A 22049-nucleotide genomic window follows, 5' to 3' on the forward strand; every position below is an offset into this window, starting at 1 on the left:
TACGACCGCGGCGTCCCGTCGGCAGCCCATTCCAGACCATGGCCGGGTCAAACCACACCGTCAGGGAGCCGCGCTGCTTCAGCGCGGCATTATACAAACGCCAGTTCGTCGTGCGGCAGATCGGGGATGGCGGCTTGCTCATCACATTCAGCTACCACCCTGGGTTCATTCCGTGAATCCAGGAACAAGCTATTTCCGCAACAAAGCCCTCTCGAATGGGAGGACACCCGCTGGACCAGCGGTGACGCGCTTCTGCCCCTCGGCACGCGCCAGCCCGACAGCGTCGCCATCCTCACCATCCAGATCAAGGCGGGTGGGCCTTATCTGGTGGTGGAGAATGCGCTCGAGGACGTCGCTCTTGCCATGGCCTGATTCGGGCGGGGAGGGCTTGCCCTCCCCGGAGCGTGTTTCAGGCGTGGCCGGCGGGTTCCGGGAACTGGGCGGCGCGCTTGGCCTGCCAGAGCGCCACGAAATCGATGGGCGCCAGAACAACGGCGGGGAAGCCGCCATCGCGCGTCACGTCGCTGATGATGCTGCGGACAAAGGGGAAAATCAGGCGCGGCACTTCGACGAGCAGCAGCGGCTCGATGATGTCCTGGGGCGGATTATTGAGCGTGACGATGGCGGCATAGGTCAGGTCCGCGATGAACACGGTGCGGCCGGCCTGGGCTTCTCCCTGGATGCCAGTGCCTTCGACGGCCTCGACGCGCGTCGTCAGGACGACCTCGAAGACCGGCTGGTTTTCCTCGAGTTGATCGACCTTCACGTCGATATTGACCGAGACCTGCGGCGCGTCGCGCAGGGATTTGAAGATCGCCGCGCCAGCCGGCACCTCGAAGGAGAGATCCTTCGTGTATTGCAGGTTGATGGCAAGGGGAATGCCCTGCGGCGCGTCGGAAGGCAGGGAGTCGTTGGCGGGGGGCGTGGTGGTCTCGGACATGGTTTCTCTCGGATCGAAGGCGTCGGGGCGGCCCGCGTGATGCGGACCGCGTCGCTGACTCGGCGGTAGCATGGCGCGGCCCATGCGCCAACCGTCGAAAACGGGGAGAGGCAGGATCAAACGGATTGTGTTATAGACAGGGGGCCCCAAAACAGGGGGCCTGATCGCAAGCTAGGGTTCTGATGAAATTTCTTGACGCCATTCCCTATGACATCGTCGTGTTCGCGCTTGTGAGCGTCCTGCTCGGCTACAGGTTGTGGCGCGTGCTCGGACGACGGGTGGGTGTGTCCGAGGCGCCCGCGCCTCGCGTCGTGCCTGTCGCGCGGCCGGAGGCGATCGTCGCCGCGCCGGCGGCCGAGCCGGTGGCGACGCATGAGATTCCGGCGCCCGGAACGCGCGTGGGGCAGGTTCTGGCGACGATCGCGACCCTGGAGCCGGGTTTCGTGCCGGAGCGTTTTCTGCGCGGGGTGGAGACGGTCTTCCGCAGCGTGGTGCTGGCCTTCGCGACCGGGGATCGGGACAAGCTGCGCGCGACGCTGACTCCGGGGGCGTTCGAGGCGTTCGTCTCCGCGCTCGAGGCGCGTCAGGCGGCGGGCGAGGTCTTGCAGGTGGAGATCGTGGCCGTGCAGTCGCTGGCCATTCAGGACGCCGCCATCGAGATGCCCGGAACGGGAACGCAGGACACGGGGCCGCGAACGGATGTGAAGCGGGGCATGATCGAGGTGCTGATCGTGTCGCGGCAGATCAGCCTGCTGCGCGATCGGGACGCCCAGCCTCTGGTGGGGACCGAGGCCGTGACGGAATTCTCCGATCTCTGGCGTTTCGAGCGGGTGTTCGGCATGCAGACGGGTGGCGCATCCTGGCGGCTCGCGGCGACGCGCGCGGCTTGAGAGCGCCCGAGAGGCGGGTTCACGAAGGGCGCGGCTTGGAGTAGCGTCTGCGCCCATGAAATTTGTGTGCTTGATGGCCCTCGGGGCTGTAGCCGGCCTGCTCGCCGGATGTGCCGAGCAGGCGGCGTCCACGCAGCGTGCCGCCTTTTCTTCGGTGTCCTTCGAAACATTGACGGGGTGGGGTGACGAGACGCCCTCCGCGCTCGTCGCTCCCTTGCGGGAGGAATGCCGACGCATCGCGCGCATGCCGCCGGAAAGCGTGCTGGGCGGCGCGGGGGACGGCTCGATTCCCAATGGGCGTTACGCCGGGGATTGGGCGGGGGCCTGCGCCGCCCTGGAGGCTGTGGGCGAAGGGGACGAGGCGGCGCGGCGGTATTTCGAATCGTGGTTCGTCCCGTATGAGATTGGCGTTTCCGCCTTTTACACCGGCTATTATGAGGTGGAGGTCGCGGGCGCGCCGCAGCGCGGCGGCGCGTTCCAGACGCCTCTTTATGGTCGTCCGTCGGATCTGGTCCAGGCCCGCGCGACGGACGGGCGTGTCGTCAGCGGACATTGGGTGGACGGCGCGTTCAAACCCTATTTCAGCCGCGCGGAGATCGATGCCGGGGTTCTGGACGGCAAGGCGCCGGTTCTGGCGTGGCTGAAGAGTCCGGAAGACCTTTTCTTCCTGCAGGTTCAGGGCTCCGGGCGGATCGTCATGCCGGACGGGTCCGTCTTGCGCGTCGGGTATGACGGGCGAAACGGTCATGACTATGTGCCGATCGGCAAGGTGCTGGAGGAGCGTGGCGCGCTGGCGCCCGCGGATGTGACCATGCAGTCCATCCGTGCGTGGCTCGCGGCGCATCCGGATCAGACGCGGGAGGTTTTGGAGCGCAATCCGAATTACGTCTTCTTTCGGCGGCTGGACGGTCTTCTGCCCAGTGTCGGCGCGCCCGGCGCGCTGGGCGTCGGGCTGACGCCGGGGCGGTCGATGGCGGTGGACCGGACGGTGCTGCCGCTCGGCGCGCCGCTCTGGGTCGAGACGACGATGCCGGAAGGAACAGGCGATGCGGGCGCGTGGCGGCATCTCGTTCTGGCGCAGGATATCGGCTCCGATATTCGCGGGGCCGGGCGGGGTGATCTCTTCACCGGCTGGGGCGCGCGGGCGGAGGACGTGGCGGGCAGGCTGCGCGCCAAAGGGCGGATGGTGGTGTTGCTGCCGCGGCCGCCCGCCTGATCATGGCCGCGACGATCCGCTCGCGGCGGGAGCATCTGGGGCGGCATGAATTGGTGCGCGGCGACGCGCTGGGCGTCATGCGGCGCATGGCGGCGGAGAGCGTGGACGTGGTCGTGACGTCGCCGCCCTATAATCTCGGGTTGTCCTATCGCAGTTATCGCGACGCCTTGAGCGAGGACGCCTATCTGGAGTGGATGGAGCGCATCGGGGCGCAGGTGGCGCGGGTGATGCGGCCGGGGGCGTCGTTCTTTCTCAATATCGCGGGGTCCTCGGCGGAGCCCTGGCTGCCCTTCGAATTGATGGTCCGGCTGCGGCGGCTGTTCGTGTTGCAAAATCATATCACCTGGATCAAGTCCGTGGCGATCGGCGATGTGACGCACGGGCATTTCAAGCCGGTCAATTCCTCGCGCTACGTCAATCGCAATCATGAGCACGTGTTTCACCTCACGCTGAAGGGAGACGTGAAGCTCCAGCGGCTGGCGGCCGGCGTGCCGTTCACCGACAAATCCAACATTGCCCGGCGGGGACATGAGCAGGATCGCCGCTGCCGGGGGGATACGTGGTTCATCCCCTACGAGACCGTGCGGACGCGCGAGCAGAAATTCCATCATCCCGCGACCTTTCCCGTCGCCTTGCCGCTGGCCTGCCTCACTTTGCACGGTGTTTCCTCCGGGAGCGTGGTGCTGGACCCGTTCATGGGAACCGGGACGACGCTGCTGGCGGCGGAAGCCGTCGGCGCGCGCGGGATCGGGATCGAGAGCGACACATCCTATGTCGCGATCGCGCGGGAGCGGCTGCGGGAGGTCATGAATCGACCAGACCGATCAGAGTGATTGGCAGAAACAGTTAGACATGTGAGGCCCGGCTCCAGACTTTCAAGAGCCATTCATTTCATTTTCAGGAGTAAAGCGGCACGTGTCCTCGATCGTAACGAAAGCCCTTGCAGGCGTGGTGCTGCTGGGAGGCGTGGCCTATGGCGGCACGCTCGCGTGGCTCATGCATTTCGATCATGAGGGCGTGCCGCAATTGCCCGCCGGAAGTCCGACACGGAGCGATCCGGTGGCCATGAGCGCGTTCGCCGTCTTCCAGAAATCCCGGTGCGATTACTGTCATGTGCCCGGAACGCCACTCCCCTTCTATGCGACTCTGCCCATCGCGCATCAGCTCATGCAGCACGACGTGCGCCAGGCTCTGCGCCATTTTCGCTTCGATCCCGTGCTGGCGGCGTTCAGGGCGGGCAAGCCGCCCTCGGTCGAGCAGTTGTCGCGGATCGAGGAGGTGGTCGAGCAGAACCGCATGCCGCCGTGGTCCATGCTGCTGATGCATCCTGACGCCTATATGACAGAGGCGGCTCGCGAGGCGGTGCTGAACTGGGTGCATGAGGAGCGGCGGCGTTATTATGCGACGACGGGCGTGGCCGCGCGCTTCGCCGCCGAGCCGATCCAGCCGATTCCCGAGAGCCTTCCCGTCAATTGGGAGAAGGCGGCGCTGGGGCGCGATCTATTCTTCGACAAGCGGCTGTCCGGGAACGGGCAACTCAACTGCGCGAGCTGTCACGGGCTGAATACGGGCGGGGTGGACAATCTCAGGACGGCGACCGGCATCAACGGGCAGAAAGGCCCGATCAACGTTCCGAGCGTCTATGACGCGGCGTTCAATATCGCGCAGTTCTGGAACGGGCGGGCGAAGGATCTGGCCGCTCAGGCGGCGGGGCCGGTGACCAATCCGGTCGAGATGGGCTCGCATGACTGGGATCAGGTGGCTGCGACCATCCGGGCCGTGCCGGATTACGCCACGCGCTTCGAGGCGCTCTATGGCCTCGAGGGCGTGACGGAGGGCACGGTCACGAATGCGATCGCCGAATATGAGCGGACGCTGATCACGCCGGACAGCCGGTTCGATCTGTATCTGAAGGGCGACGACTCAGCGCTCGACGCTCAGGAAAAGCGCGGCTACGAGCGCTTCAAGGCGATCGGATGTGCGGGCTGTCATAACGGCGTCGCCGTTGGCGGGGGAGCGTATGAGATCATGGGGCTTGAAGGGGCGTATTTCAAAGATCGTGGCGATGCGCTGACCCAGGCCGATCTCGGCCGGACGACCGTCACGCAGGAGGCAGCGGACGACGAGCGGTTCAAAGTCCCCAATCTGCGGAACGTCGCTCTGACCTGGCCCTATTTTCATGACGGCAGCCAGAAGACGTTGGAAGACGCCGTGCGCAATATGGCGCGCTACCAGACGCCGGATCACGACATCACGAATCAGGATGTGGCCGACATCGTCGCTTTCCTCAAGACGCTGACCGGCAAATATCAGGGCGTGCCGCTGACCGAGGTTCCCGCCGAGCCGCCCTTGCGTCCCGCGCAGTGAACGAGCGGGAGGCAAGGAAGACTTCCTCCCGACCGTCCAATCCGCTCCGGGGGGCATTTCTTCCGTTGTTTCAGGGTCTGATCGCTTCAGCCTGAAGCGATCAGACCCTGAGATGTCCGACGTGCGGGATGTCGGCTCAGCGCCGCCACCAGCCCACGCGCCGCTCGGCGGGAGCGACTTCGTCCACGTCGATCGGGGTGATCGCGGGCGCTTCCTCACCTGCGGCCTCGGCGGCTGCTTCCGGTTCCGCTGCCGGAGCGGCGGCCTTGCGCGGACGACCGCGACGCCGGGGCTGGGCAGGCGCCTCGTCCGTGACCGTGGGGACGTCCGCTGTCGGGGTCGGCACGTCCTCCGCGGCGGTTTCCGCAACAGCCTTGCGCGGACGACCGCGACGGGCGGGTTTGGGCGCCTGTTCCGCGACCGGCGTTTCGACCGCTGCGGTCTCGACGACCGGAACTTCGGCGACCGGGGCTACGGTCGCCATGCTTTCATCCTTGCGCGGACGGCCGCGACGACGGACAGGCGCTTTTTCTTCCACCATCACGGCGACAGGCGGTTCTTCGACCGGCGTCCTGGCGGCGGGTTCCGGCTCGACCGCCTCGACCGGAGCGGCCGGAGCCGCTTTCTTCTTCGCCCGGCCGGTCCGCTCGGCGCGGCTCGGTTCGAACAATTCCTGAGCGTTTTCCGCTTGTTCGATCACGTCGAAAATATCGAATCCCGCACCGGCAAACGGATCGGCCGGCGTCGGGCCCGTCCAGCCGCGCGGGGCGGGGCTGGAACGCCGCGTTTCGCGGCGCGGCTCCGCCTGAGGGGCCTCCTCCGGTCCGGTTTCGCTCTCATCGCGATTGGCCCGGCGGAAGCGGGTGCGGCGGCGGCCCGGAACGATATTTTCCTCCGCAACGGCGTGCGGTTCGACGGTCGCCTCGTCGTCAGGCGTCGAGTCGCCGGTTTCGTCCACGCCGTCGGCGAACGCTTCCCCGCCATTCTGCTCGGGACGACGGTCGCGATCACGCCCGCGACGGCGGCGGCGACGGCGGCGACGGCCATTTTCCTCACGTGCCTCGCCCGACGTCTCATCCTGGGCAACGGCCTCGTTCTCCCCGGCGTCGAGCGCCTCGGGCTCGTCCAATATCTCGACCGAAGGCTCGGACGGTCCGGCGAGCATCGCCGTGGGGATAGTGGTCTGAGGTACCGGGGCGGACTCGGTCTGTGGACGCAGACGCTCGATCTTCACCTCGGATGGCATCAGTGCGTCATCAGGCTTGAAGACCACGTGCATGCGGTGACGCTGCTCGATCTCGCCCAGCCAGCCGCGCTTGTTGTTGAGGATGTAGAACGCGACGCCGGGCGCGGCCAGCACCTCGATCTCGGCCGCTTTCTGGCGCACGCCCTCGTCGTCGATGGCGCGCAGCACATGCAGCGCCGCGCTCTCCGTGCCCCGGATGAAGCCGGTGCCCTGGCAATGCGGGCAGGGGGTGAGGACCGATTCGGCCAGTGACGGGCGCAGGCGCTGGCGCGACATTTCCAGCAGGCCGAAATGCGAGATGGAGCCGACCTGGATGCGCGCGCGGTCGGAGCGGAGGGCGTCCTTCAGCCGCTTCTCGACCATGGTGTTGTGCTTGCGGCTCTCCATGTCGATGAAGTCGATCACGATGAGCCCGGCGAGATCGCGCAGGCGAAGCTGGCGCGCGACTTCCTCGGCGGCTTCCAGATTGGTGCGCAGCGCGGTCTCCTCGATATTGCGCTGGCTGGTCGAGCGGCCGGAATTCACGTCGATGGAGACGAGGGCCTCGGTCTGGTTGATGACCAGATATCCGCCCGATTTGAGCTGGGCGGTCGGCGAGAACATCGCATCGAGCATGCCCTCCACCTGATAGCGGGCAAAGAGGGACTGCGCCTGTTCGCGCCAGAGTTTCACGTGGTTGACGTTATGCGGCATCAGCAGGCGCATGAACTCGCGCGCGCTCTTCCAGGCGGGTTCGCCGTCGATGAGGATCTCCTCGATGTCCTTGCTGTAGAGATCACGGATGGCGCGCTTGATGAGGCTCGCCTCCTCGTAGATCAGCGCGGGCGCGACGGAGGACAGGGTGTGGCTGCGGATATCGTCCCAGAGTTGCAGGAGATATTCGCAGTCGCGGGTGATCTCCGGCCCCGGGCGCTGGGCGCCGGCGGTGCGGACGATCATCGCCATGCCGCGCGGAAGGTCCAGCGCGGAGATGATCTCGCGCAGGCGCTTGCGGTCGGACTCCGAAGTGATCTTGCGCGAGACGCCGCCGCCGCGCAGGGCATTGGGCATCAGCACGCAATAGCGGCCGGCCAGCGAGATGTAGGTGGTGAGTGCTGCGCCCTTGTTGCCGCGCTCTTCCTTGACGACCTGCACCAGAAGGATCTGGCGGCGGCGGATGACTTCCTGAATCTTGTAGGCACGCAGGAAGCGGGCCATGCGGCGGGCGGCGGCGGCTTCGTCGCCGGTGTCGTTCTCGCCGCCGACCATTTCGGGGAAAGACTGATCGGCGGAGTCCGCATCCGCGTCGCCCTCGGCGGCGGGCTCGTCATGCTCCGCGGGCTCGGCGCGTTCCGCGTCGGTGCGGGCCAGATCGTCGCGGGCGTCCTCTTCCTGAAGGGCGAGCAGCCTCTCGCGGTCGGCGACCGGGATCTGGAAATAATCCGGGTGGATTTCGCTGAAGGCGAGGAAGCCGTGGCGGTTGCCGCCATATTCCACGAAGGCGGCCTGGAGGCTCGGCTCGACGCGGATTACCTTGGCAAGATAGATATTGCCCTTGAGCTGTTTGCGCGCTGCGGTTTCGACGTCATATTCTTCGAGGCGATCACCGTCCATCACCACCACGCGGGTTTCTTCCGCGTGGGTGGTGTCGATCAACATACGCTTGGTCATTAAAAAGGGAACTCCGGTCGGCCACGGTACCGGACGGGCGAAGGCGGCCGCGCCTGCGCGCGGGGGCCGGATGCCTGCAGGCCGTGGCGAAACTGCTGAGAGATGTGGGAAAATGGGGCGCGGGCCGGAGACCGATCGCATCGCCGGGCGACAAGACAGGGCGAAGCCCCGCTTCCTGATCAATCCCGTTGGCGCGAGTGGCGAAAGGCATGAAGTCCCCAAGGTCGAAAACAAGCGGGGCGACGATAACCGGGGCGGAAATCCGCTTTCCCGCGCCCTCGGTTAGGGCTTGGTGAAAGGCGGAATCCTGCCGGAGACACGGCACGACGTCGCGCGGAGGATCGTCAACGGGACGTCCCGCCCGGCGTCCTTCGCTCTTGCAGGAAATCGACCGTCTGGGTCTCTCGTCCCTGTAGGATGACGGAAAAGCTCCTTCGGCGCAAGAGGAGATGTTCGGCAGTTGTTTTTCGGGGTTGAATGTCCAGCCTCGTCCGATCCTGCTTGTCTGAAATCGAGGGTTTCCAAAGGGCGAGCCCTTTGGCGGGTGCCGGGCAGCGCCCGGCGGCGTAGAATCGGTTTTCAAACCGGGACAGACTGACCAGACCCGGTTCGCCACGTTATGGCCATGATGATGCCGGAAAACATGCGTCGGTACACCGATCGCGGAGGGTGGAGGATGGAGAGGCATGGCTTGGGACGCCGTCTGGCGCTCGGCGGTGGCCTGACTCTGCTGGCGGGGCGGTCCGTGGCGGCTTTCGCGCATCAGGCAAAGCATCATGCGGCTCATCAGCATCCGGTCCTGCATAAACCGGCCGTGTTGCGGCAGGCTCCGCCGCCCAAACCGGTCGTGATGCTCGATCCCGGTCACGGCGGGAAAGACCCCGGCGCGATCGGGATCAGCGGTACGTATGAGAAGCATATCGCGGAGGCCGCCGCCGCCGAGTTGCGCCAACAGCTCCTTGCGACTGGCCGCTATCAGGTCGTGCTGACGCGGGATACGGACCGTTTCATCCCGCTGGAAGGGCGTGTCGAACTCGCCCATCGCCATAAGGCGGGGCTTTTTATTTCCATGCATGCCGATGCGCTGCATGATCCGGGGGTGCGGGGGGCGAGCGTCTACACGCTTTCATCCGGCGCCTCGGACGCGCAGACCGCCGCGCTGGCGCGGACCGAGAACAGCGCGGATCGTTTCGCGGGGCCAGCCTTCCACGGCGTTTCGCCGGAGGTGCAGCAGATTCTTGCCAGCCTCGTGACGGAAGAGACCCGGCGGGGGTCGGCCCATATGGCGTCCAGCGTGGTGGAATCGTTCCGTCCGAAGATCAGGTTGCTGACCAACCCGGCGCGGCATGCCGCCTTCGTGGTCCTGAAATCCGCCGATATTCCGTCCGTGCTGGTCGAGATGGGGTTCATGTCCAATCGCCTGGACGAAGCCGCGCTGGGAAAACGGGCGCATCGCGCGGAAATCACCCTGGCGATGCGGAGCGCGGTGGACAGTTATTTCGCCGGCATGGCGACGGCGGCGGGATAGGGACGTCAGAAAACGGCTTCTCAGTAGTGGTCCAGAATGCCGTCCATGCCCAGGAAACCGGGAAGGGCGATGACGCGGTTCAGCCATGCGCGGAGATGAGCGAAAGGCGCGAGGTTGATCCGCCCCTCATGCGCCATGGCGAGATAGGGGAAGAGCGCACAATCGGCGATGGTCGGGCGCGAGGTGGCGAACCAGTCCCGCCCCTCCAGATGCCGGTCGAGTCGCGGCAGAAGATCGGCCGCGATGGCGTGCGCGGCCGCAAGATCGCCGGGACCGCCGCGCTTGACGATCGCGCGGGCGCGGGCGGGACCGTGCCAGAGTTCGTTGGTCGAGATCGACAGCCACGCGGCGATATGCGCCTGGGATTCGGCCTCTTCCGGCCACCAGTGGGTGAGGTCGAATTTCCTGGCGAGATAGATCAGGATGGCCGGAGATTCCCAGATCGCGATGCTGGCGTCCCGCAGCACCGGAACGTGCTGGAAGGGATTGAGCGCGGCGAAAGCGGCTGTCTTCTGCTCGCCGGCCTCGGTGTTGACCGGGATGAGGGTGAGTTCGATGCCGGTCAGGGCGGCGAAGAGGCGAATCTTGTGACAATTGCCGGATGTGGCGCGATCATAGAGTTTCATGGTGAATTTCATCCTGAAAATCCTAGGTCGAGACTAGCAACGGAGCGCGGGCTGCGATAGAGTGTCGCCCATGTTTGCCTCGCCCGCCCTTTCGCGTCTCATAGGTTGCGCTTTCGCGCGCCTCGACGCCTGCGCGGGTCTCTCGCTTCCGGGCGCGCTTCGACTTATCGGCCCCTGAGCGCGATCAGGGCGGCCTGCGGGCCGCTGCGTTCAGGGGACTATGGATTTCAGGCATTCATTCCATAGCGAAAGCACGTCTTCAACATGAGCATCGACCATCCTTCCTTCGGGCGCATCTCCGAAGATCGCGTCATTATTTTTGACACCACGTTGCGTGACGGCGAGCAGTCGCCCGGCTTTTCCATGAATCTGGACGAGAAGCTGCGCATGGCGCGCGCGCTGGAAGCGCTCGGCGTGGATATCATCGAGGCGGGCTTTCCCGTCGCCTCGCCCGGCGATTTCGAAAGTGTGAAGCGGATCGCCGAGACGGTGTCCGATGTCGTGGTCTGCGGCCTGGCCCGCAGCGGCGGCAGGAAGGACATCGAGGCGGCCGGCGAGGCCATCGCCCCGGCGCGGCGGCGGCGCATCCATAATTTCATCTCCACCTCGCCGCTCCATATGAAATACAAGCTGCGCATGGAGCCGGAGACTGTTCTGGAGCTGATCGCCTCCGGCAATCAGGCGGCGCGGCGCTATACGGACGATGTGGAATGGTCGGCCGAGGATGGGTCGCGGACCGAGCCCGACTTCCTCTGCCGCTGCGTGGAAGCCGCGATCCGGAACGGCGCCACGACCATCAACATACCCGATACGGTCGGCTATGCGACGCCGGAGGAGATGCGCGCCATCTTCGTCATGCTGCGCGAGCGGGTGCCGGGGGCGGAGAAGGTGATCTTCTCGGCGCATAATCACAACGATCTGGGATTGGCCGTGGCCAATACGCTGGCCTCCGTCGAGGGCGGCGCGCGGCAGATCGAATGCACGGTCAACGGCATCGGCGAACGGGCGGGGAATGCGGCGCTGGAGGAGATCGTCATGGCGATCCGCACCCGGCGCGACCGCTATCCCTTCGATGACGGGATCGACACGCCGAAGCTGCTGGGCGTGTCGCGGATGCTGGCGATGATCACCGGCTTCGACGTGCAGCCGAACAAGGCGATCGTCGGGCGGAACGCCTTCGCGCATGAGAGCGGCATTCATCAGGACGGTGTGCTGAAGAACGCGCTGACCTACGAGATCATGACGCCGGAATCGGTGGGATGGACGAAGTCGTCGCTGGTGCTGGGCAAGCATTCCGGCCGCGCGGCGTTCCGCGACAAGCTCGCGGCGATGGGATACGCGCTGGAGGAGTCCGTCGTCCAGCAGGCGTTCGAGCGGTTCAAGGTGCTGGCCGATCACAAGAAGACGGTGTTCGATGACGATATCCGCGCACTGGTGGATGACGAGTCGCGCGACCACGAGCGGGTTCGCTTCGTCTCGCTGGATCTGATCGCGGGGTCGAAGCGTCCTGCCGAGGCGACGTTGGAACTGGCGGTGGACGGCGTCACGCGCGCGGCCACGGTCGAGGGGAACGGGCCTGTGGATGCGGCGTTCCGCGCCATTCAGGCAGTCTTCCCGCATGAGGCGACCCTGGCGCTATTCACGATCGGGGCGGTGACGGAAGGAACGGACGCGCAGGCGCGCACGACGGTCCGTCTGGAGGAAGGCGGGAAGCTGGTGGACGGGCAGGGAGCGGATGCGGACACGGTGGTCTCGGCGGTGCGTGCCTATGTCCATGCGCTGAACAAGCTGCTGGTCAAGCGTGTCCGCTCGGAGCCGGAAGCGCTGATCGCGTAAGGGCGTCCGCTTCGTCCCGAGGAGAGGCCGTTCTCCTCGGGATTCCTCCCTCAATAGCCGTAATTGCCCGGCGGCGGCGGGGCGGGCTGGCAATTATAGCCCGGCTGGCACCCTTGCTGATAGCCGGGCCGCTGCTGATAGGTGGGCTGGGGATAGCCGTTGTTGTATCCGCCGTTCGGGGCGGGCGGGCGGCCATTTCCATAATAGGCATTGCCGTTCGGATAGGGCGCGTTGCCGCTCGAGTAATAGCCGCCGCGGGCTGGCGTCGTGACCGCGCCGGTCGCCGCGCCGAGCACGCCGCCCGCGAGCGCGCCGATCGCCGCACCTCTGCCGCCGCCCGCGAGGGCGCCGATGGCCGCGCCCGTGCCGCCGCCGATCAGCGCGCCGGAGCCCGCGCGCGCGGTGGGGCTGTAGGCGCTGCCGCATCCGCTGAGTGTGAGCGCCGCCACGCCCAGCAAGGCCGGTGCGGTGAGGGAGAGGGTGTGTCTGAGAGAAGTGGAGGTGGTCATGTTCGTGTTATCCGCCAGGGTCTGATCGCTTCAGGCTGACTCAGCCCCTCAAACAATAACTTGAAGTCTTTCCGGCGAACACTGGTTCGGCCGGAAAGACTCGCGCGGAGCGCCTCAATAATCGCGGAGGCTCAATAACCGCGCGGGCGGTTGGGCGTCGTGGCGGCGCCGCCGGCCGCGCCGATCGCGCCGCCCGCGAGGCCGCCGATCAGCGCGCCCCTGCCGCCGCCCGCGAGGGCGCCGATGGCCGCGCCCGTGCCGCCGCCGATCAGTGCGCCGGAGCCCGCGCGCGCGCCGGGATCATAGGGGTTGCCGCAGCCGGCCAGGGCAAGCAGGCCGATCCCGCCGGCCGCGAGGGCCATGGGGCGCAGCACGGGGACGGAAATGCTCTTCATGTCGAACTCCTGTGTTGATGGCGGCCTGCGGGGCCGGGACTGTACCCGCCCCGGTAGGCCGGTATTTTTCGGACAACGTTTCAACGGGGCGGCCGCATGACGGGTTGCGCATGCGTCGTCTTCTGGAAAGCGTTGCCTAACGTGCTTGTCGCGGGCGGGTATGGCTAAAGCGTGGCGGCGGCGTGGCGCGAGCGTTCTGGACAGGACGGCGAGAAAGAATAACGGCGCGAACCCCCTTGCTCCGGAGGGCGCGCCTCGCTAAGCCCTGCGCCGGGGCGAGGCGCGTCTTTTCCGGTTTGCCGCCGTATCGTGCGCGCTGCACGTATTCGTGCGCGAATGAGTTTGCGGATTATTTTCCCGGAGGTTTGGGGATGTTTTCACGTCTGCTGGGTCTCATGTCGGCAGACATGGCCATCGATCTCGGCACGGCCAATACGCTCGTCTACGTGAAGGGGCGTGGCATCGTGCTCAATGAGCCGTCGGTGGTGGCGATCGCCGAGGTGCGCGGCAAGAAGCAGGTGCTGGCCGTCGGCGAGGAGGCCAAGCAGATGGTCGGCCGCACGCCGGGCAACATCACGGCCATCCGCCCCCTGCGTGACGGCGTGATCGCGGATTTCGAGGTCGCGGAGGAAATGATCAAGCATTTCATCCGCAAGGTGCATAATCGCCGGGCATTCGCCAGTCCCCAGATCATCGTCTGTGTTCCGTCCGGCTCGACGGCGGTCGAGCGTCGCGCCATTCAGGAAAGCGCCGAGAGCGCGGGCGCGCGGCGGGTCATGCTGATCGAGGAGCCGATGGCGGCGGCGATCGGCGCGGGACTGCCGGTGACGGAGCCCTCGGGGAGCATGATCGTCGATATCGGCGGCGGCACGACCGAGGTGGCCGTCATCTCGCTGGGCGGCATCGTCTATGCGCGCTCGGTGCGCGTGGGTGGTGACAAGATGGACGAGGCCATCATCTCCTATATCCGGCGCATGCATAACCTGCTGATCGGGGAAAGCTCGGCGGAGCGGATCAAGATCGAGATCGGCTCCGCCATGTTGCCCGAGAATTCGCGTGATTACGGGCCGGTCAAGGAGGTCAAGGGGCGCGATCTCATCAACGGCGTGCCGCGTGAGGTGATCGTCAGTCAGGCGCAGATCGCCGAGAGCCTCGCGGAACCGGTGAGCCAGATCGTCGATGCGGTGACGATGGCGCTGGAGAATACGCCGCCGGAGCTTTCCGCCGATATCGTCGACAAGGGGATCGTGCTGACCGGCGGCGGCGCGCTGTTGCATCGTCTGGACGACGTGCTGCGTCACGCGACGGGGCTGCCCGTGCTGGTCGGCGAGTCGCCGTTGAACTGCGTGGCGCTCGGCACGGGGCGGGCGCTGGAGGAAATGCGTCGTTTGCGGAACGTGTTGATCTCGATGTACTGAACCGTCGCGACGCGAGCGGGAGGCTCGGCCGGAGATGCTGTCGATCCAGGCGCGTCAGGCGCTCGCCAAGCTGTTTCTGCCGTTCTTCTTTCTGCTTGCCAGCGCGTTTCTCGTCCTCGGCGTGGCGCGCCGTCCGCTTGTCGATCATGTGCGTCTGGAGATCGAGGACGTGCTGGCGCCGGCCTATGCGCTGATGGCCCAGCCGGGCGAGAAGCTGCGTCACGTCTGGGATGATGTGCGGGCATTCGCCCGGTTAGGCTCTGAGAACGTGCGCCTGCGGCAGGAGAACGAGAAGCTGCGGCGCTGGTATGACGTGGCCGTAGCGCTCGCGAACGAGAACGCGCAACTCAAGGCGAATCTGCACTGGATTCCGGAGAATGCGCCGCGCTTCGTGAGCGGCCACACGATCCGGGACGCGGGAGGGTTATATGGGCGCGCGATCCTGCTGGCGGCGGGAGCGGGGCAGGATATCCATGTGGGTGATGTGGCGCTGGACGCGAAGGGGCTGATCGGACGGGTGACGGAGGTCGGCTCGCGGACATCGCGCATCCTGCTCGTCACGGATCAGGCGAGCCGCCTTCCGGTCATGCTGGAATCGTCGCACGGCACGGCGATCATGGCCGGGGACGGCAGCGCGACGCCGCGCCTGTTGTTCTATGCGCAGAACAATCACCCTCTGGAAGGTGAGCGCGTCTTCACCAGCGAGCAGTTGCCTCCCGCGGGAGAAGCCGCCGATGAATTTTCCGGCCTGCCCGGCGGTCTGCCGGTGGGCGTGGTGCATTACGTGCGGGCGGGCGAGCCGGTCGTGGTGCCTGACGGAGACGTGGAGCATCCGGATATCGTGAGGGTGTTCGATTACGGGCATACCAGCACGCAGGGGCCGGAAGCGCCGGGACGGATGAAACGTGCGCCGGCCGCCGGAGCACCGTTCCCTCTCGTTCCCGGGCGGCCGGGATAGATGAGGACGGGAATGCGACTCGATCTGCCTCCACCGTCGAGCCAGCCGGGAATCGAGCCGCGCGCAAGCCTGCGGCGGCGACTCGATGTGGCGCTGCGGCTGGCTCTGCCATGGGTCTCGCTCCTCGTCTGCGTCTTTCTGCTCTCCGCGTTTTCCAGCCTGCCGGGGGAATCGGCGCTTCTGTTCGGAATCTGTCTGGGCAGCGTCTATTTCTGGTCCGCGCATCTGCCGGAATCCATGCCGTCCTGGGCGGTTTTTCTCGTGGGACTCGAGGCCGATCTCATCAGCTTCGGGCCGCCAGGGACGATTCTGATCGCGCTTCTGGTGGTTCACGGCGTGGCGCACACCTGGCGATATGGTCTGAGCCGAATTAATTTTTTGCCCGGCTGGGGCCTGTTCGCGGCGCTCTGTATTATTCTCTCATTATTTCAATGGGTTGTGGCCTGCGTCGGCGCGCTGCGATTTATTCCGCCAATGAGTGCCCTCTTTCAGGCGGGGCTGAGTATCGGTATCTATCCCACATTGAGCGCCCTGTTCGTGAGGGTGCACCGTGCGATCGTCAATCCGGACCGAGCCTGAAGGTCAGTATCTTGCTCTTGAGCATCCGCCATGAAACGGTTTGCCTGCCCGGTCATGTCCCGCATGGGGGGCGGGAATCGCGTGAGTTCGCCATTGCGTGCCCCGCTTCATGAAGCTGCCTTTTCCCAGGAAGCCGCGACCGCTTCAGCGGCTGATGCCGCGCAAGGACGTCGTCGTGCCGACTCGCGGGGTTTTCACCCGCCGCGCGCTTTTTGTCCTTGCGGCCCAGGCCGGGGTGCTCGGTCTGCTGGGGCGGCGGCTGTATGATCTGCAGGTCGTCGATGGCGGCCATCTCAAGGCGCTCGCGGAGCGCAACCGCGTCAGCAGGCGGATGCTGGCGCCCCCGCGCGGGATCATCACCGACCGCTTCGGCGTGCAACTCGCGGAAAACAAGGTCAACTGGCGCGCCCTGCTCCTGCCGGAAGAGACGACCGACCCGGCCGCCGTCATCAGGAAATTCGGGCAGATCATCCCGCTGGACGAGCGTGATCAGGCACGAATCGAGCGGGACATGCGGCATGTCCGGAAATTCGTGCCGGTCGCGCTCAAGGATTTCCTGAGCTGGGACGATATGGCGCGGATCGAGCTGAATGCGCCGGGCCTGCCGGGTGTGTTCGTCGATGTCGGGTCCACGCGCGCCTATCCGCTCGGGCCGCAGCTTGCGCATGTCGTGGGGTATGTCGCGCCGCCGAACGAGAAGGATCTCGCGGCCTCGGCCATGATGGCGCTGCCGGGGATGCGCGCCGGGCGGGCGGGGATCGAGCAGACGCAGGATGCGTTGCTGCGCGGGGAGCCGGGTTCGGTCGAGATGGAGGTCAACTCGCGGGGCCGCGTGCTGGGCGAGATCAACCGCCAGGAGGGGCGGCAGGGCGACGAGTTGTCCCTGACCATCGATGCCGGGCTTCAGCAGATGGTGCTGGGCCGCATCGCGGACCAGGCGGCGAGCGCCGTGGTGATGGATTGCCGCAATGGCGAGGTGCTCGCCATGGTCAGCACGCCGTCCTTCGATCCGACACTGTTCGATTCCGGTGTCAGCCGCGAGCAATGGACGGAATGGGCGAATGACGTCCGCACGCCGCTCATCAACAAGGCCGTGGCGGGCGTTTACCCGCCGGGTTCGACGTTCAAACCGGCCGTGGCGCTGGCGGGACTCAAATCCGGCATGGTCACGCCGGAGGATCGGTTCAACTGTCCCGGTTATTACGACATGGGCGGCGTTCGGTTCCATTGCTGGTCGAAATACGGGCATGGCAACCTCACCATGCGCCAGGCGCTGAAATATTCCTGCGACGTGTATTTCTATCAGCTCGCGCGCAAGATCGGCATGGACCCGATCAAGGCGATGGGGAACGGTTTCGGTCTCGGTACGAAGCTGGACATCGAGCTGACCCATGTGCGCTCGGGCGTCATTCCCACGCCGGAATGGCGGCGCACGCACGGGCATCACTGGAACGGCGGCGACACGGTGAATGCCGGGATCGGCCAGGGATTCGTTCAGGTGACGCCGCTGGAACTCGCGACCTACGTGTCCCGCATCGCATCGGGCCGGAATGTCGAGCCGCATCTCGTGCGGCGGGTGAATGACAGGTTCTCGGACCAGACCGATGTGACGGCCGCGCCCGCGCTTGAGATCGAGCCGGCGCATCTGGACGTGATCCGGGGCGGGATGTTCGATGTCGTCAACGCGCCGCACGGCACGGCTCCGAAGGCGCGGCTGGACATTCCGGGCGTGCAGATGGCGGGCAAGACCGGCTCGGCGCAGGTGCGGCACATCTCGCGCGCGCTGCGCGAGAGCGGGCATTTCAATTCCATGTCGCTTCCCTGGGAGGAACGGCCTCACGCGCTGTTCATCTGTTTCGCGCCGTTCGACGCGCCGCGCTACGCGCTCGCCGTGGTGATCGAGCACGGCAATGCGGGCGCGGACGCGGCGGCTCCGCTGGCGCGCGACATCATGACGGACACGCTCAACCGCGATCCGGTCAATCATCTGCACGATCCCGGCCAGACGGTCGCAGAAAACTTCTAGCCCGAAATTTCTGGCGTCAGAATTCCTTACGGGAGTATCGGGAGGCATGCGCTTCCAGAAACGTCTCTGGCGGGCGGAGCCGAGCTTCCGTCTGCTGTCCAAACTGTTGCGGATCAACTGGCTGTACGTCCTGCTGATCTGCGCGCTTGCCGCTGTCGGCTATGTCGCGCTCTATTCCGCGGGCGGAGGGTCGGCGCGGCCGTTCGCCGCGCCGATGGCGCTGCGCTTCGGCTTCGGGCTCATCATGATGGCGGTCGTTGCGCTGATCAGTCCCCGCGTTCTGAAGCTGGCCTCCGTGCCGATCTATCTGGGCGCGGTGGCGCTTCTGGTCCTCGTGCTGAGGATCGGGCATGTCGGCAAGGGAGCGGAACGCTGGATCGTGCTGGGGGGGCTCCAGTTCCAGCCTTCGGAGACGGCGAAGATCGCCCTGGTCCTGGCGCTGGCCGCCTGGTTCTCCCGCGTCGACCCCGCCAAGCTGGGCAATCCCCTGCGGCTGGCGGTTCCGGCGCTTCTGGTGCTGATTCCGGTGGTGCTGGTGCTCAAGGAGCCCAATCTGGGAACGGCTGTCATCATCGGCGTTCTGGGCGCGACGCTGTTCTTCGTGGCGGGGATGCGGCTCTGGCAGATCGCCGTTCTCGTGGCGCCGGTGCCGTTTCTCGGCTCGTTCGTCTATGCGCATCTCCATGATTACCAGAAGGCGCGCATCGACACCTTCATGCATCCCGAGCACGATCCGCTCGGCGCGGGATACAACATCATCCAGTCCAAGATCGCCCTTGGCTCGGGCGGGATGTGGGGGGAAGGCTATCTGCACGGCACGCAGGGGCAGTTGAATTTCCTGCCGGAGAAACAGACGGATTTCATCTTCACCATGATCGGCGAGGAATGGGGATATGTCGGCGCGATCGCGGTCATGATCCTGCTGGGACTGATGATCACGGGCGGCATGATGATCGCCATGATGAGCCGCAACCAGTTCGGGCGGTTGCTGGCGCTCGGGATCTCGGTCGATCTCTTTCTGTATTGCGCCGTCAACCTCTCCATGGTCATGGGCGTGATCCCCGTGGGGGGCGTGCCGTTGCCGCTGATTTCCTATGGCGGCTCGGCCATGCTCACCATGATGTTCGGGTTCGGGCTGCTGCTTTCGACCTGGGTGCATCGCAACGAGCGCGACGGTGACGAGGCGGCGCCCACGCCGTGAGCGGGGCGCGGGCGCCCACGCCGCGCCTCGCGCAAGCCTATCGGGCGACGCTCTATGCCGCGCCGGGGCTGCGTGTGCGGATCGGGCGGCGTCCGCAGGGCTGGCCGTTGCCGGGGCGTGAGATCGTGTTGCTGGGGGCGTGCAATCCGGGCGGCCGATTGTTGCCGCCCGGGGTCAATGCGCGGCGGATGGCGGCGTTGCGACGGTGCCTGCATGACGTGGCGTGGCGGGAAGGAGAGGGGCGGCTGGGGCATTGGGCCGAACCGTTCCTCGCCGCCGCGATGCCGTTGGCGCGGGCGAAATCCCTGGCGCGGCGCTTCGGGCAGAATGCGGTCGTGGTGCTGCGGCGGGGGCAGGTCGCGCGACTCGTCTGGCTGTCGGCAACGAATTTTTAATCGTTTCCGTGTGAAGAGTTGCTCAGAGTTCGATGCGGTGTCCTGGGCGGAGACGGGCGCGGAACCTATCGCGATCCCCATACCGGAACGCTGCTGGAGCCGTTCGGCCGCGCCTATATGTATTCGAGCCTGGTGGCGCACGGATTGGCCGAGCCGGGGGAAACGGTCGGGAATTAGCGTGGCAGGACTCGCCTGGAGTCAATGGTTTCCGAGGGACCGGACTGCATGCCGGAACACGGTCGGCGCGTCGCGGTATTTGACAAGCGGGGCTGGGCTCGCCATCACCTTGCGACCTTATTTTGTGGCAGACAGGGTTTGAGGTCATGACGGTTCATGCGTTCGTGTTTCCCGGGCAAGGGAGCCAGTCCGTCGGCATGGGGCTGGCGCTGAACGACGCGTTCGGAGCGGCGCGCGAGGTGTTCCAGGAGGTGGACGACGCGTTGGGTCAGAAGCTTTCGGCGCTGATGTTTCAGGGCGACGCCGGAGAATTGACGCGCACCGAAAACGCCCAGCCCGCGCTCATGGCCGTCTCCATGGCGGTGTTGCGGGTGCTGGAGCGTGAGGGTGGCTTTCGCGTGCAGGACAAGGCCGCGTTGGTGGCCGGGCATTCGCTCGGCGAATACTCCGCCCTGGCGGCGGCGGGATCGCTTGGCATCGCGCAGACGGCCCGGTTGCTGCGCCTGCGCGGCCAGGCGATGCAGAAGGCGGTGCCGGCGGGGGAAGGCGGCATGGCGGCGCTGATCGGCGTCGAGAGCGACCAGGCGCGTGCGATCTGCGAGGAGGCGGCGATTCTTCGGGTGGAGGGGCAGCCTGACCGGCATGAGGTGATCGAGGTCGCCAACGACAATGGCGGCGGTCAGATCGTGATTTCCGGCACGACGGCCGCCATTGCGAGGGCCGTGGCGATCGCGAAGGAGAAGGGCGTGAAGCGGGCGGTCGTGCTGCCGGTCTCGGCGCCGTTCCATTGTTCCCTGATGGCGCCGGCGGCGGAGGCGATGGGCGAGGCGCTGGAACGGTCGGAGATCGCGCGCCCCGTCGTGCCTGTCGTGGCCAATGTGACCGCGGCGAAGGTGTCGGACCCGGCGGAGATCCGCGGCCTGCTGGTAAAACAGGTGACGGGCACGGTGCGCTGGCGCGAGAGCGTGCTGGCCATGGCTGCGATGGGGGTCGAGAGTGTGATCGAGCTGGGGGCGGGGAAGGTTCTTTCCGGCCTTGTGAAGCGCATCGACGGATCGCTGGCGGTTGCCAATGCGGGCGCGCCGGACGAGGTCGAGGGCGTGCTGAAGCTGCTGTCTTGAGATCGGTGTCGGGCGCAGGACTATTTTTGGGAAAGATACGGGATCATGTTCAGCCTTGAGGGCAAGACGGCGCTGGTGACGGGCGCCTCCGGAGGAATCGGAGCGGCTGTGGCGCGGGCGCTGCACGAGCGGGGCGCGGCCGTCGTGCTTTCGGGCACGCGGGAAGAGGCGTTGCGCGCGCTGGCGGCGGCGCTGGGGGAGCGGGCGTTCATCTGCGCCGCCAATCTTTCTGACGCCGGAGAGGCGGACGCGCTGGTCGGACGGGCGGAGGCGGTCGCGGGCGCGCCGCTGGACATCCTCGTCAACAATGCGGGGCTGACGCGCGACAATCTGGCGATCCGGATGAAGGACGCCGAATGGTCGCAGGTCCTGACGGTCGATCTGGAGTCGCCGTTCCGCCTGTGCCGTGCGGCGCTCAAGGGGATGTTGCGGCGGCGCGCGGGCCGAATCGTGAATATCGCCTCCATCGTCGGGACGACGGGCAATCCCGGGCAGGCCAATTACTGCGCCGCCAAGGCGGGCATGACGGGCATGAGCAAGGCGCTCGCCCAGGAGGTCGGCTCGCGCGGCATCACGGTCAACGTCGTCGCGCCGGGTTTCGTCGAGACGCCGATGACGGACGCGCTGCCGGACGTCCAGCGCGAGAAGCTGTTGGGAGCGATTCCGCTCGGGCGCATGGGGCGTCCGGAAGACATCGCGGCGGCGGTGGTCTATCTCGCATCCGACGAGGCGGGGTGGGTCACGGGAAGCACGGTTCACGTCAATGGTGGCATGGCCATGAACTGAATATGGTAAAACCGTGCACGTACTTGGCGGAGCGGGGAAAAGCGTGCTAATCGCCGCCAGCTTCGTCCGGAGTGTGGTTTTCGCGCAGGCGGGCGGGTGTGTTCCGGTCGGGACACCCGGCTCGAGCAGCCAGACGGGTCCATTTCGTTTTTTAAACGCCCGGGCTCCGGGCAGACAGGAAGCCA

The 22049-nt window shown here is 66.2% G+C and carries 21 protein-coding genes; 16 read left to right on the forward strand and 5 right to left on the reverse strand.

What is annotated here, in order from left to right; all coding sequences use genetic code 11:
- The first annotated feature begins 126 nt into the window (after positions 1–126).
- Positions 127–372 (forward strand): hypothetical protein, encoded by a 246-nt coding sequence (locus EDC31_RS08580; protein ID WP_132127005.1) that lies wholly within the window; start codon positions 127–129, stop codon positions 370–372.
- 37 nt (positions 373–409) lie between these two features.
- On the opposite strand, the gene secB is transcribed toward EDC31_RS08580, so the two are convergent.
- Positions 410–940, reverse strand: a complete 531-nt coding sequence (gene secB, locus EDC31_RS08585; RefSeq protein ID WP_042062105.1) for a protein-export chaperone SecB — start codon at positions 938–940, stop codon at positions 410–412.
- A gap of 182 nt (positions 941–1122) precedes the next feature.
- Between secB and EDC31_RS08590 the strand changes: the two genes are divergently transcribed.
- From EDC31_RS08590 to EDC31_RS08605, 4 genes are all read left to right on the forward strand, one after another.
- Positions 1123–1830, forward strand: a complete 708-nt coding sequence (locus tag EDC31_RS08590) for a Tim44/TimA family putative adaptor protein (protein WP_042062106.1) — start codon at positions 1123–1125, stop codon at positions 1828–1830.
- A 73-nt stretch (positions 1831–1903) separates the two neighbouring features.
- A complete protein-coding gene (mltA, locus tag EDC31_RS08595; RefSeq protein WP_239641764.1) occupies positions 1904–3046 on the forward strand; it encodes a murein transglycosylase A in 1143 nt (380 codons plus the stop codon).
- A gap of 2 nt (positions 3047–3048) precedes the next feature.
- Positions 3049–3879: a DNA-methyltransferase gene (locus EDC31_RS08600; RefSeq protein WP_042062110.1), complete on the forward strand. Its 831-nt coding sequence runs from the start codon at positions 3049–3051 to the stop codon at positions 3877–3879.
- Between the two features lie 82 nt (positions 3880–3961).
- On the forward strand, positions 3962–5413 hold the full coding sequence (locus tag EDC31_RS08605; protein WP_275574637.1) for a cytochrome-c peroxidase: 1452 nt from the start codon (positions 3962–3964) through the stop codon (positions 5411–5413).
- A 136-nt stretch (positions 5414–5549) separates the two neighbouring features.
- On the opposite strand, the gene EDC31_RS08610 is transcribed toward EDC31_RS08605, so the two are convergent.
- Positions 5550–8309, reverse strand: a complete 2760-nt coding sequence (locus EDC31_RS08610; protein ID WP_042062114.1) for a ribonuclease E/G — start codon at positions 8307–8309, stop codon at positions 5550–5552.
- A gap of 676 nt (positions 8310–8985) precedes the next feature.
- Between EDC31_RS08610 and EDC31_RS08615 the strand changes: the two genes are divergently transcribed.
- Positions 8986–9837 carry an N-acetylmuramoyl-L-alanine amidase family protein gene (locus EDC31_RS08615; protein WP_186820022.1) on the forward strand — a complete coding sequence of 284 codons (852 nt, stop codon included), beginning with the start codon at positions 8986–8988 and terminating at the stop codon, positions 9835–9837.
- Positions 9838–9857: 20 nt separating this feature from the next.
- Here EDC31_RS08615 and EDC31_RS08620 read toward each other — a convergent pair whose 3' ends face one another.
- Positions 9858–10463, reverse strand: a complete 606-nt coding sequence (locus EDC31_RS08620; RefSeq protein WP_042062122.1) for a glutathione S-transferase family protein — start codon at positions 10461–10463, stop codon at positions 9858–9860.
- A gap of 264 nt (positions 10464–10727) precedes the next feature.
- On the opposite strand from EDC31_RS08620, the gene EDC31_RS08625 reads away from it, so the two are divergent.
- A complete protein-coding gene (locus EDC31_RS08625) occupies positions 10728–12299 on the forward strand; it encodes a 2-isopropylmalate synthase (RefSeq protein WP_042062116.1) in 1572 nt (523 codons plus the stop codon).
- Between the two features lie 50 nt (positions 12300–12349).
- Here EDC31_RS08625 and EDC31_RS18110 read toward each other — a convergent pair whose 3' ends face one another.
- Both EDC31_RS18110 and EDC31_RS08635 read right to left on the reverse strand, forming a co-directional pair.
- Complete coding sequence (locus EDC31_RS18110; protein WP_243697798.1) at positions 12350–12808, reverse strand: hypothetical protein; 459 nt, start codon at positions 12806–12808, stop codon at positions 12350–12352.
- A 131-nt stretch (positions 12809–12939) separates the two neighbouring features.
- Positions 12940–13170 (reverse strand): hypothetical protein, encoded by a 231-nt coding sequence (locus EDC31_RS08635; RefSeq protein WP_132127007.1) that lies wholly within the window; start codon positions 13168–13170, stop codon positions 12940–12942.
- A 404-nt stretch (positions 13171–13574) separates the two neighbouring features.
- On the opposite strand from EDC31_RS08635, the gene EDC31_RS08640 reads away from it, so the two are divergent.
- The 9 genes from EDC31_RS08640 (at position 13575) to fabG (ending at position 21864) form a co-directional block, all read left to right on the forward strand.
- Positions 13575–14621: a rod shape-determining protein gene (locus EDC31_RS08640; protein ID WP_042057402.1), complete on the forward strand. Its 1047-nt coding sequence runs from the start codon at positions 13575–13577 to the stop codon at positions 14619–14621.
- Positions 14622–14655: 34 nt separating this feature from the next.
- The gene (mreC, locus tag EDC31_RS08645) at positions 14656–15579 is read left to right on the forward strand and encodes a rod shape-determining protein MreC (RefSeq protein WP_042057400.1); all 924 of its coding nucleotides are present in this window, start codon (positions 14656–14658) and stop codon (positions 15577–15579) included.
- A 12-nt stretch (positions 15580–15591) separates the two neighbouring features.
- On the forward strand, positions 15592–16158 hold the full coding sequence (locus tag EDC31_RS08650; RefSeq protein WP_042057399.1) for a hypothetical protein: 567 nt from the start codon (positions 15592–15594) through the stop codon (positions 16156–16158).
- A gap of 154 nt (positions 16159–16312) precedes the next feature.
- Positions 16313–18184, forward strand: a complete 1872-nt coding sequence (gene mrdA / locus EDC31_RS08655; protein ID WP_186819993.1) for a penicillin-binding protein 2 — start codon at positions 16313–16315, stop codon at positions 18182–18184.
- A 46-nt stretch (positions 18185–18230) separates the two neighbouring features.
- Positions 18231–19385 carry a rod shape-determining protein RodA gene (gene rodA / locus EDC31_RS08660; RefSeq protein WP_042057395.1) on the forward strand — a complete coding sequence of 385 codons (1155 nt, stop codon included), beginning with the start codon at positions 18231–18233 and terminating at the stop codon, positions 19383–19385.
- A complete protein-coding gene (locus EDC31_RS08665; protein WP_042057393.1) occupies positions 19382–19780 on the forward strand; it encodes a DUF3293 domain-containing protein in 399 nt (132 codons plus the stop codon). The genes rodA and EDC31_RS08665 overlap by 4 nt, the downstream gene beginning before the upstream one ends.
- An 18-nt stretch (positions 19781–19798) precedes the next feature.
- On the forward strand, positions 19799–19957 hold the full coding sequence (locus tag EDC31_RS17695) for a hypothetical protein (protein WP_158310317.1): 159 nt from the start codon (positions 19799–19801) through the stop codon (positions 19955–19957).
- Positions 19958–20103: 146 nt separating this feature from the next.
- On the forward strand, positions 20104–21078 hold the full coding sequence (fabD, locus tag EDC31_RS08670; RefSeq protein WP_042057391.1) for an ACP S-malonyltransferase: 975 nt from the start codon (positions 20104–20106) through the stop codon (positions 21076–21078).
- Positions 21079–21123: 45 nt separating this feature from the next.
- Positions 21124–21864, forward strand: coding sequence for a 3-oxoacyl-[acyl-carrier-protein] reductase (gene fabG, locus EDC31_RS08675; RefSeq protein WP_042057389.1), 741 nt, complete (start codon positions 21124–21126; stop codon positions 21862–21864).
- The last annotated feature ends 185 nt before the right edge of the window (positions 21865–22049 follow it).

Origin of the sequence: Acidomonas methanolica, assembly GCF_004346035.1 — a bacterium.
Lineage (GTDB): Bacteria > Pseudomonadota > Alphaproteobacteria > Acetobacterales > Acetobacteraceae > Acidomonas > Acidomonas methanolica.

Coding starts and splice junctions, on each gene's coding strand:
- EDC31_RS08610 (WP_042062114.1), bottom strand. CDS start 8,309: ATGACCAAGCGTATGTTGATCGACACCACCCACGCGGAAGAAACCCGC.
- EDC31_RS18110 (WP_243697798.1), bottom strand. CDS start 12,808: ATGACCACCTCCACTTCTCTCAGACACACCCTCTCCCTCACCGCACCG.
- EDC31_RS08650 (WP_042057399.1), top strand. CDS start 15,592: ATGCGACTCGATCTGCCTCCACCGTCGAGCCAGCCGGGAATCGAGCCG.
- mrdA (WP_186819993.1), top strand. CDS start 16,313: ATGCCGCGCAAGGACGTCGTCGTGCCGACTCGCGGGGTTTTCACCCGC.
- fabG (WP_042057389.1), top strand. CDS start 21,124: ATGTTCAGCCTTGAGGGCAAGACGGCGCTGGTGACGGGCGCCTCCGGA.
- secB (WP_042062105.1), bottom strand. CDS start 940: ATGTCCGAGACCACCACGCCCCCCGCCAACGACTCCCTGCCTTCCGAC.
- EDC31_RS08625 (WP_042062116.1), top strand. CDS start 10,728: ATGAGCATCGACCATCCTTCCTTCGGGCGCATCTCCGAAGATCGCGTC.
- EDC31_RS08620 (WP_042062122.1), bottom strand. CDS start 10,463: ATGAAACTCTATGATCGCGCCACATCCGGCAATTGTCACAAGATTCGC.
- EDC31_RS08600 (WP_042062110.1), top strand. CDS start 3,049: ATGGCCGCGACGATCCGCTCGCGGCGGGAGCATCTGGGGCGGCATGAA.
- rodA (WP_042057395.1), top strand. CDS start 18,231: ATGCGCTTCCAGAAACGTCTCTGGCGGGCGGAGCCGAGCTTCCGTCTG.
- EDC31_RS08580 (WP_132127005.1), top strand. CDS start 127: ATGGCGGCTTGCTCATCACATTCAGCTACCACCCTGGGTTCATTCCGT.
- mltA (WP_239641764.1), top strand. CDS start 1,904: ATGGCCCTCGGGGCTGTAGCCGGCCTGCTCGCCGGATGTGCCGAGCAG.
- fabD (WP_042057391.1), top strand. CDS start 20,104: ATGACGGTTCATGCGTTCGTGTTTCCCGGGCAAGGGAGCCAGTCCGTC.
- EDC31_RS08635 (WP_132127007.1), bottom strand. CDS start 13,170: ATGGCCCTCGCGGCCGGCGGGATCGGCCTGCTTGCCCTGGCCGGCTGC.
- mreC (WP_042057400.1), top strand. CDS start 14,656: ATGCTGTCGATCCAGGCGCGTCAGGCGCTCGCCAAGCTGTTTCTGCCG.
- EDC31_RS08615 (WP_186820022.1), top strand. CDS start 8,986: ATGGAGAGGCATGGCTTGGGACGCCGTCTGGCGCTCGGCGGTGGCCTG.
- EDC31_RS08640 (WP_042057402.1), top strand. CDS start 13,575: ATGTTTTCACGTCTGCTGGGTCTCATGTCGGCAGACATGGCCATCGAT.
- EDC31_RS08590 (WP_042062106.1), top strand. CDS start 1,123: ATGAAATTTCTTGACGCCATTCCCTATGACATCGTCGTGTTCGCGCTT.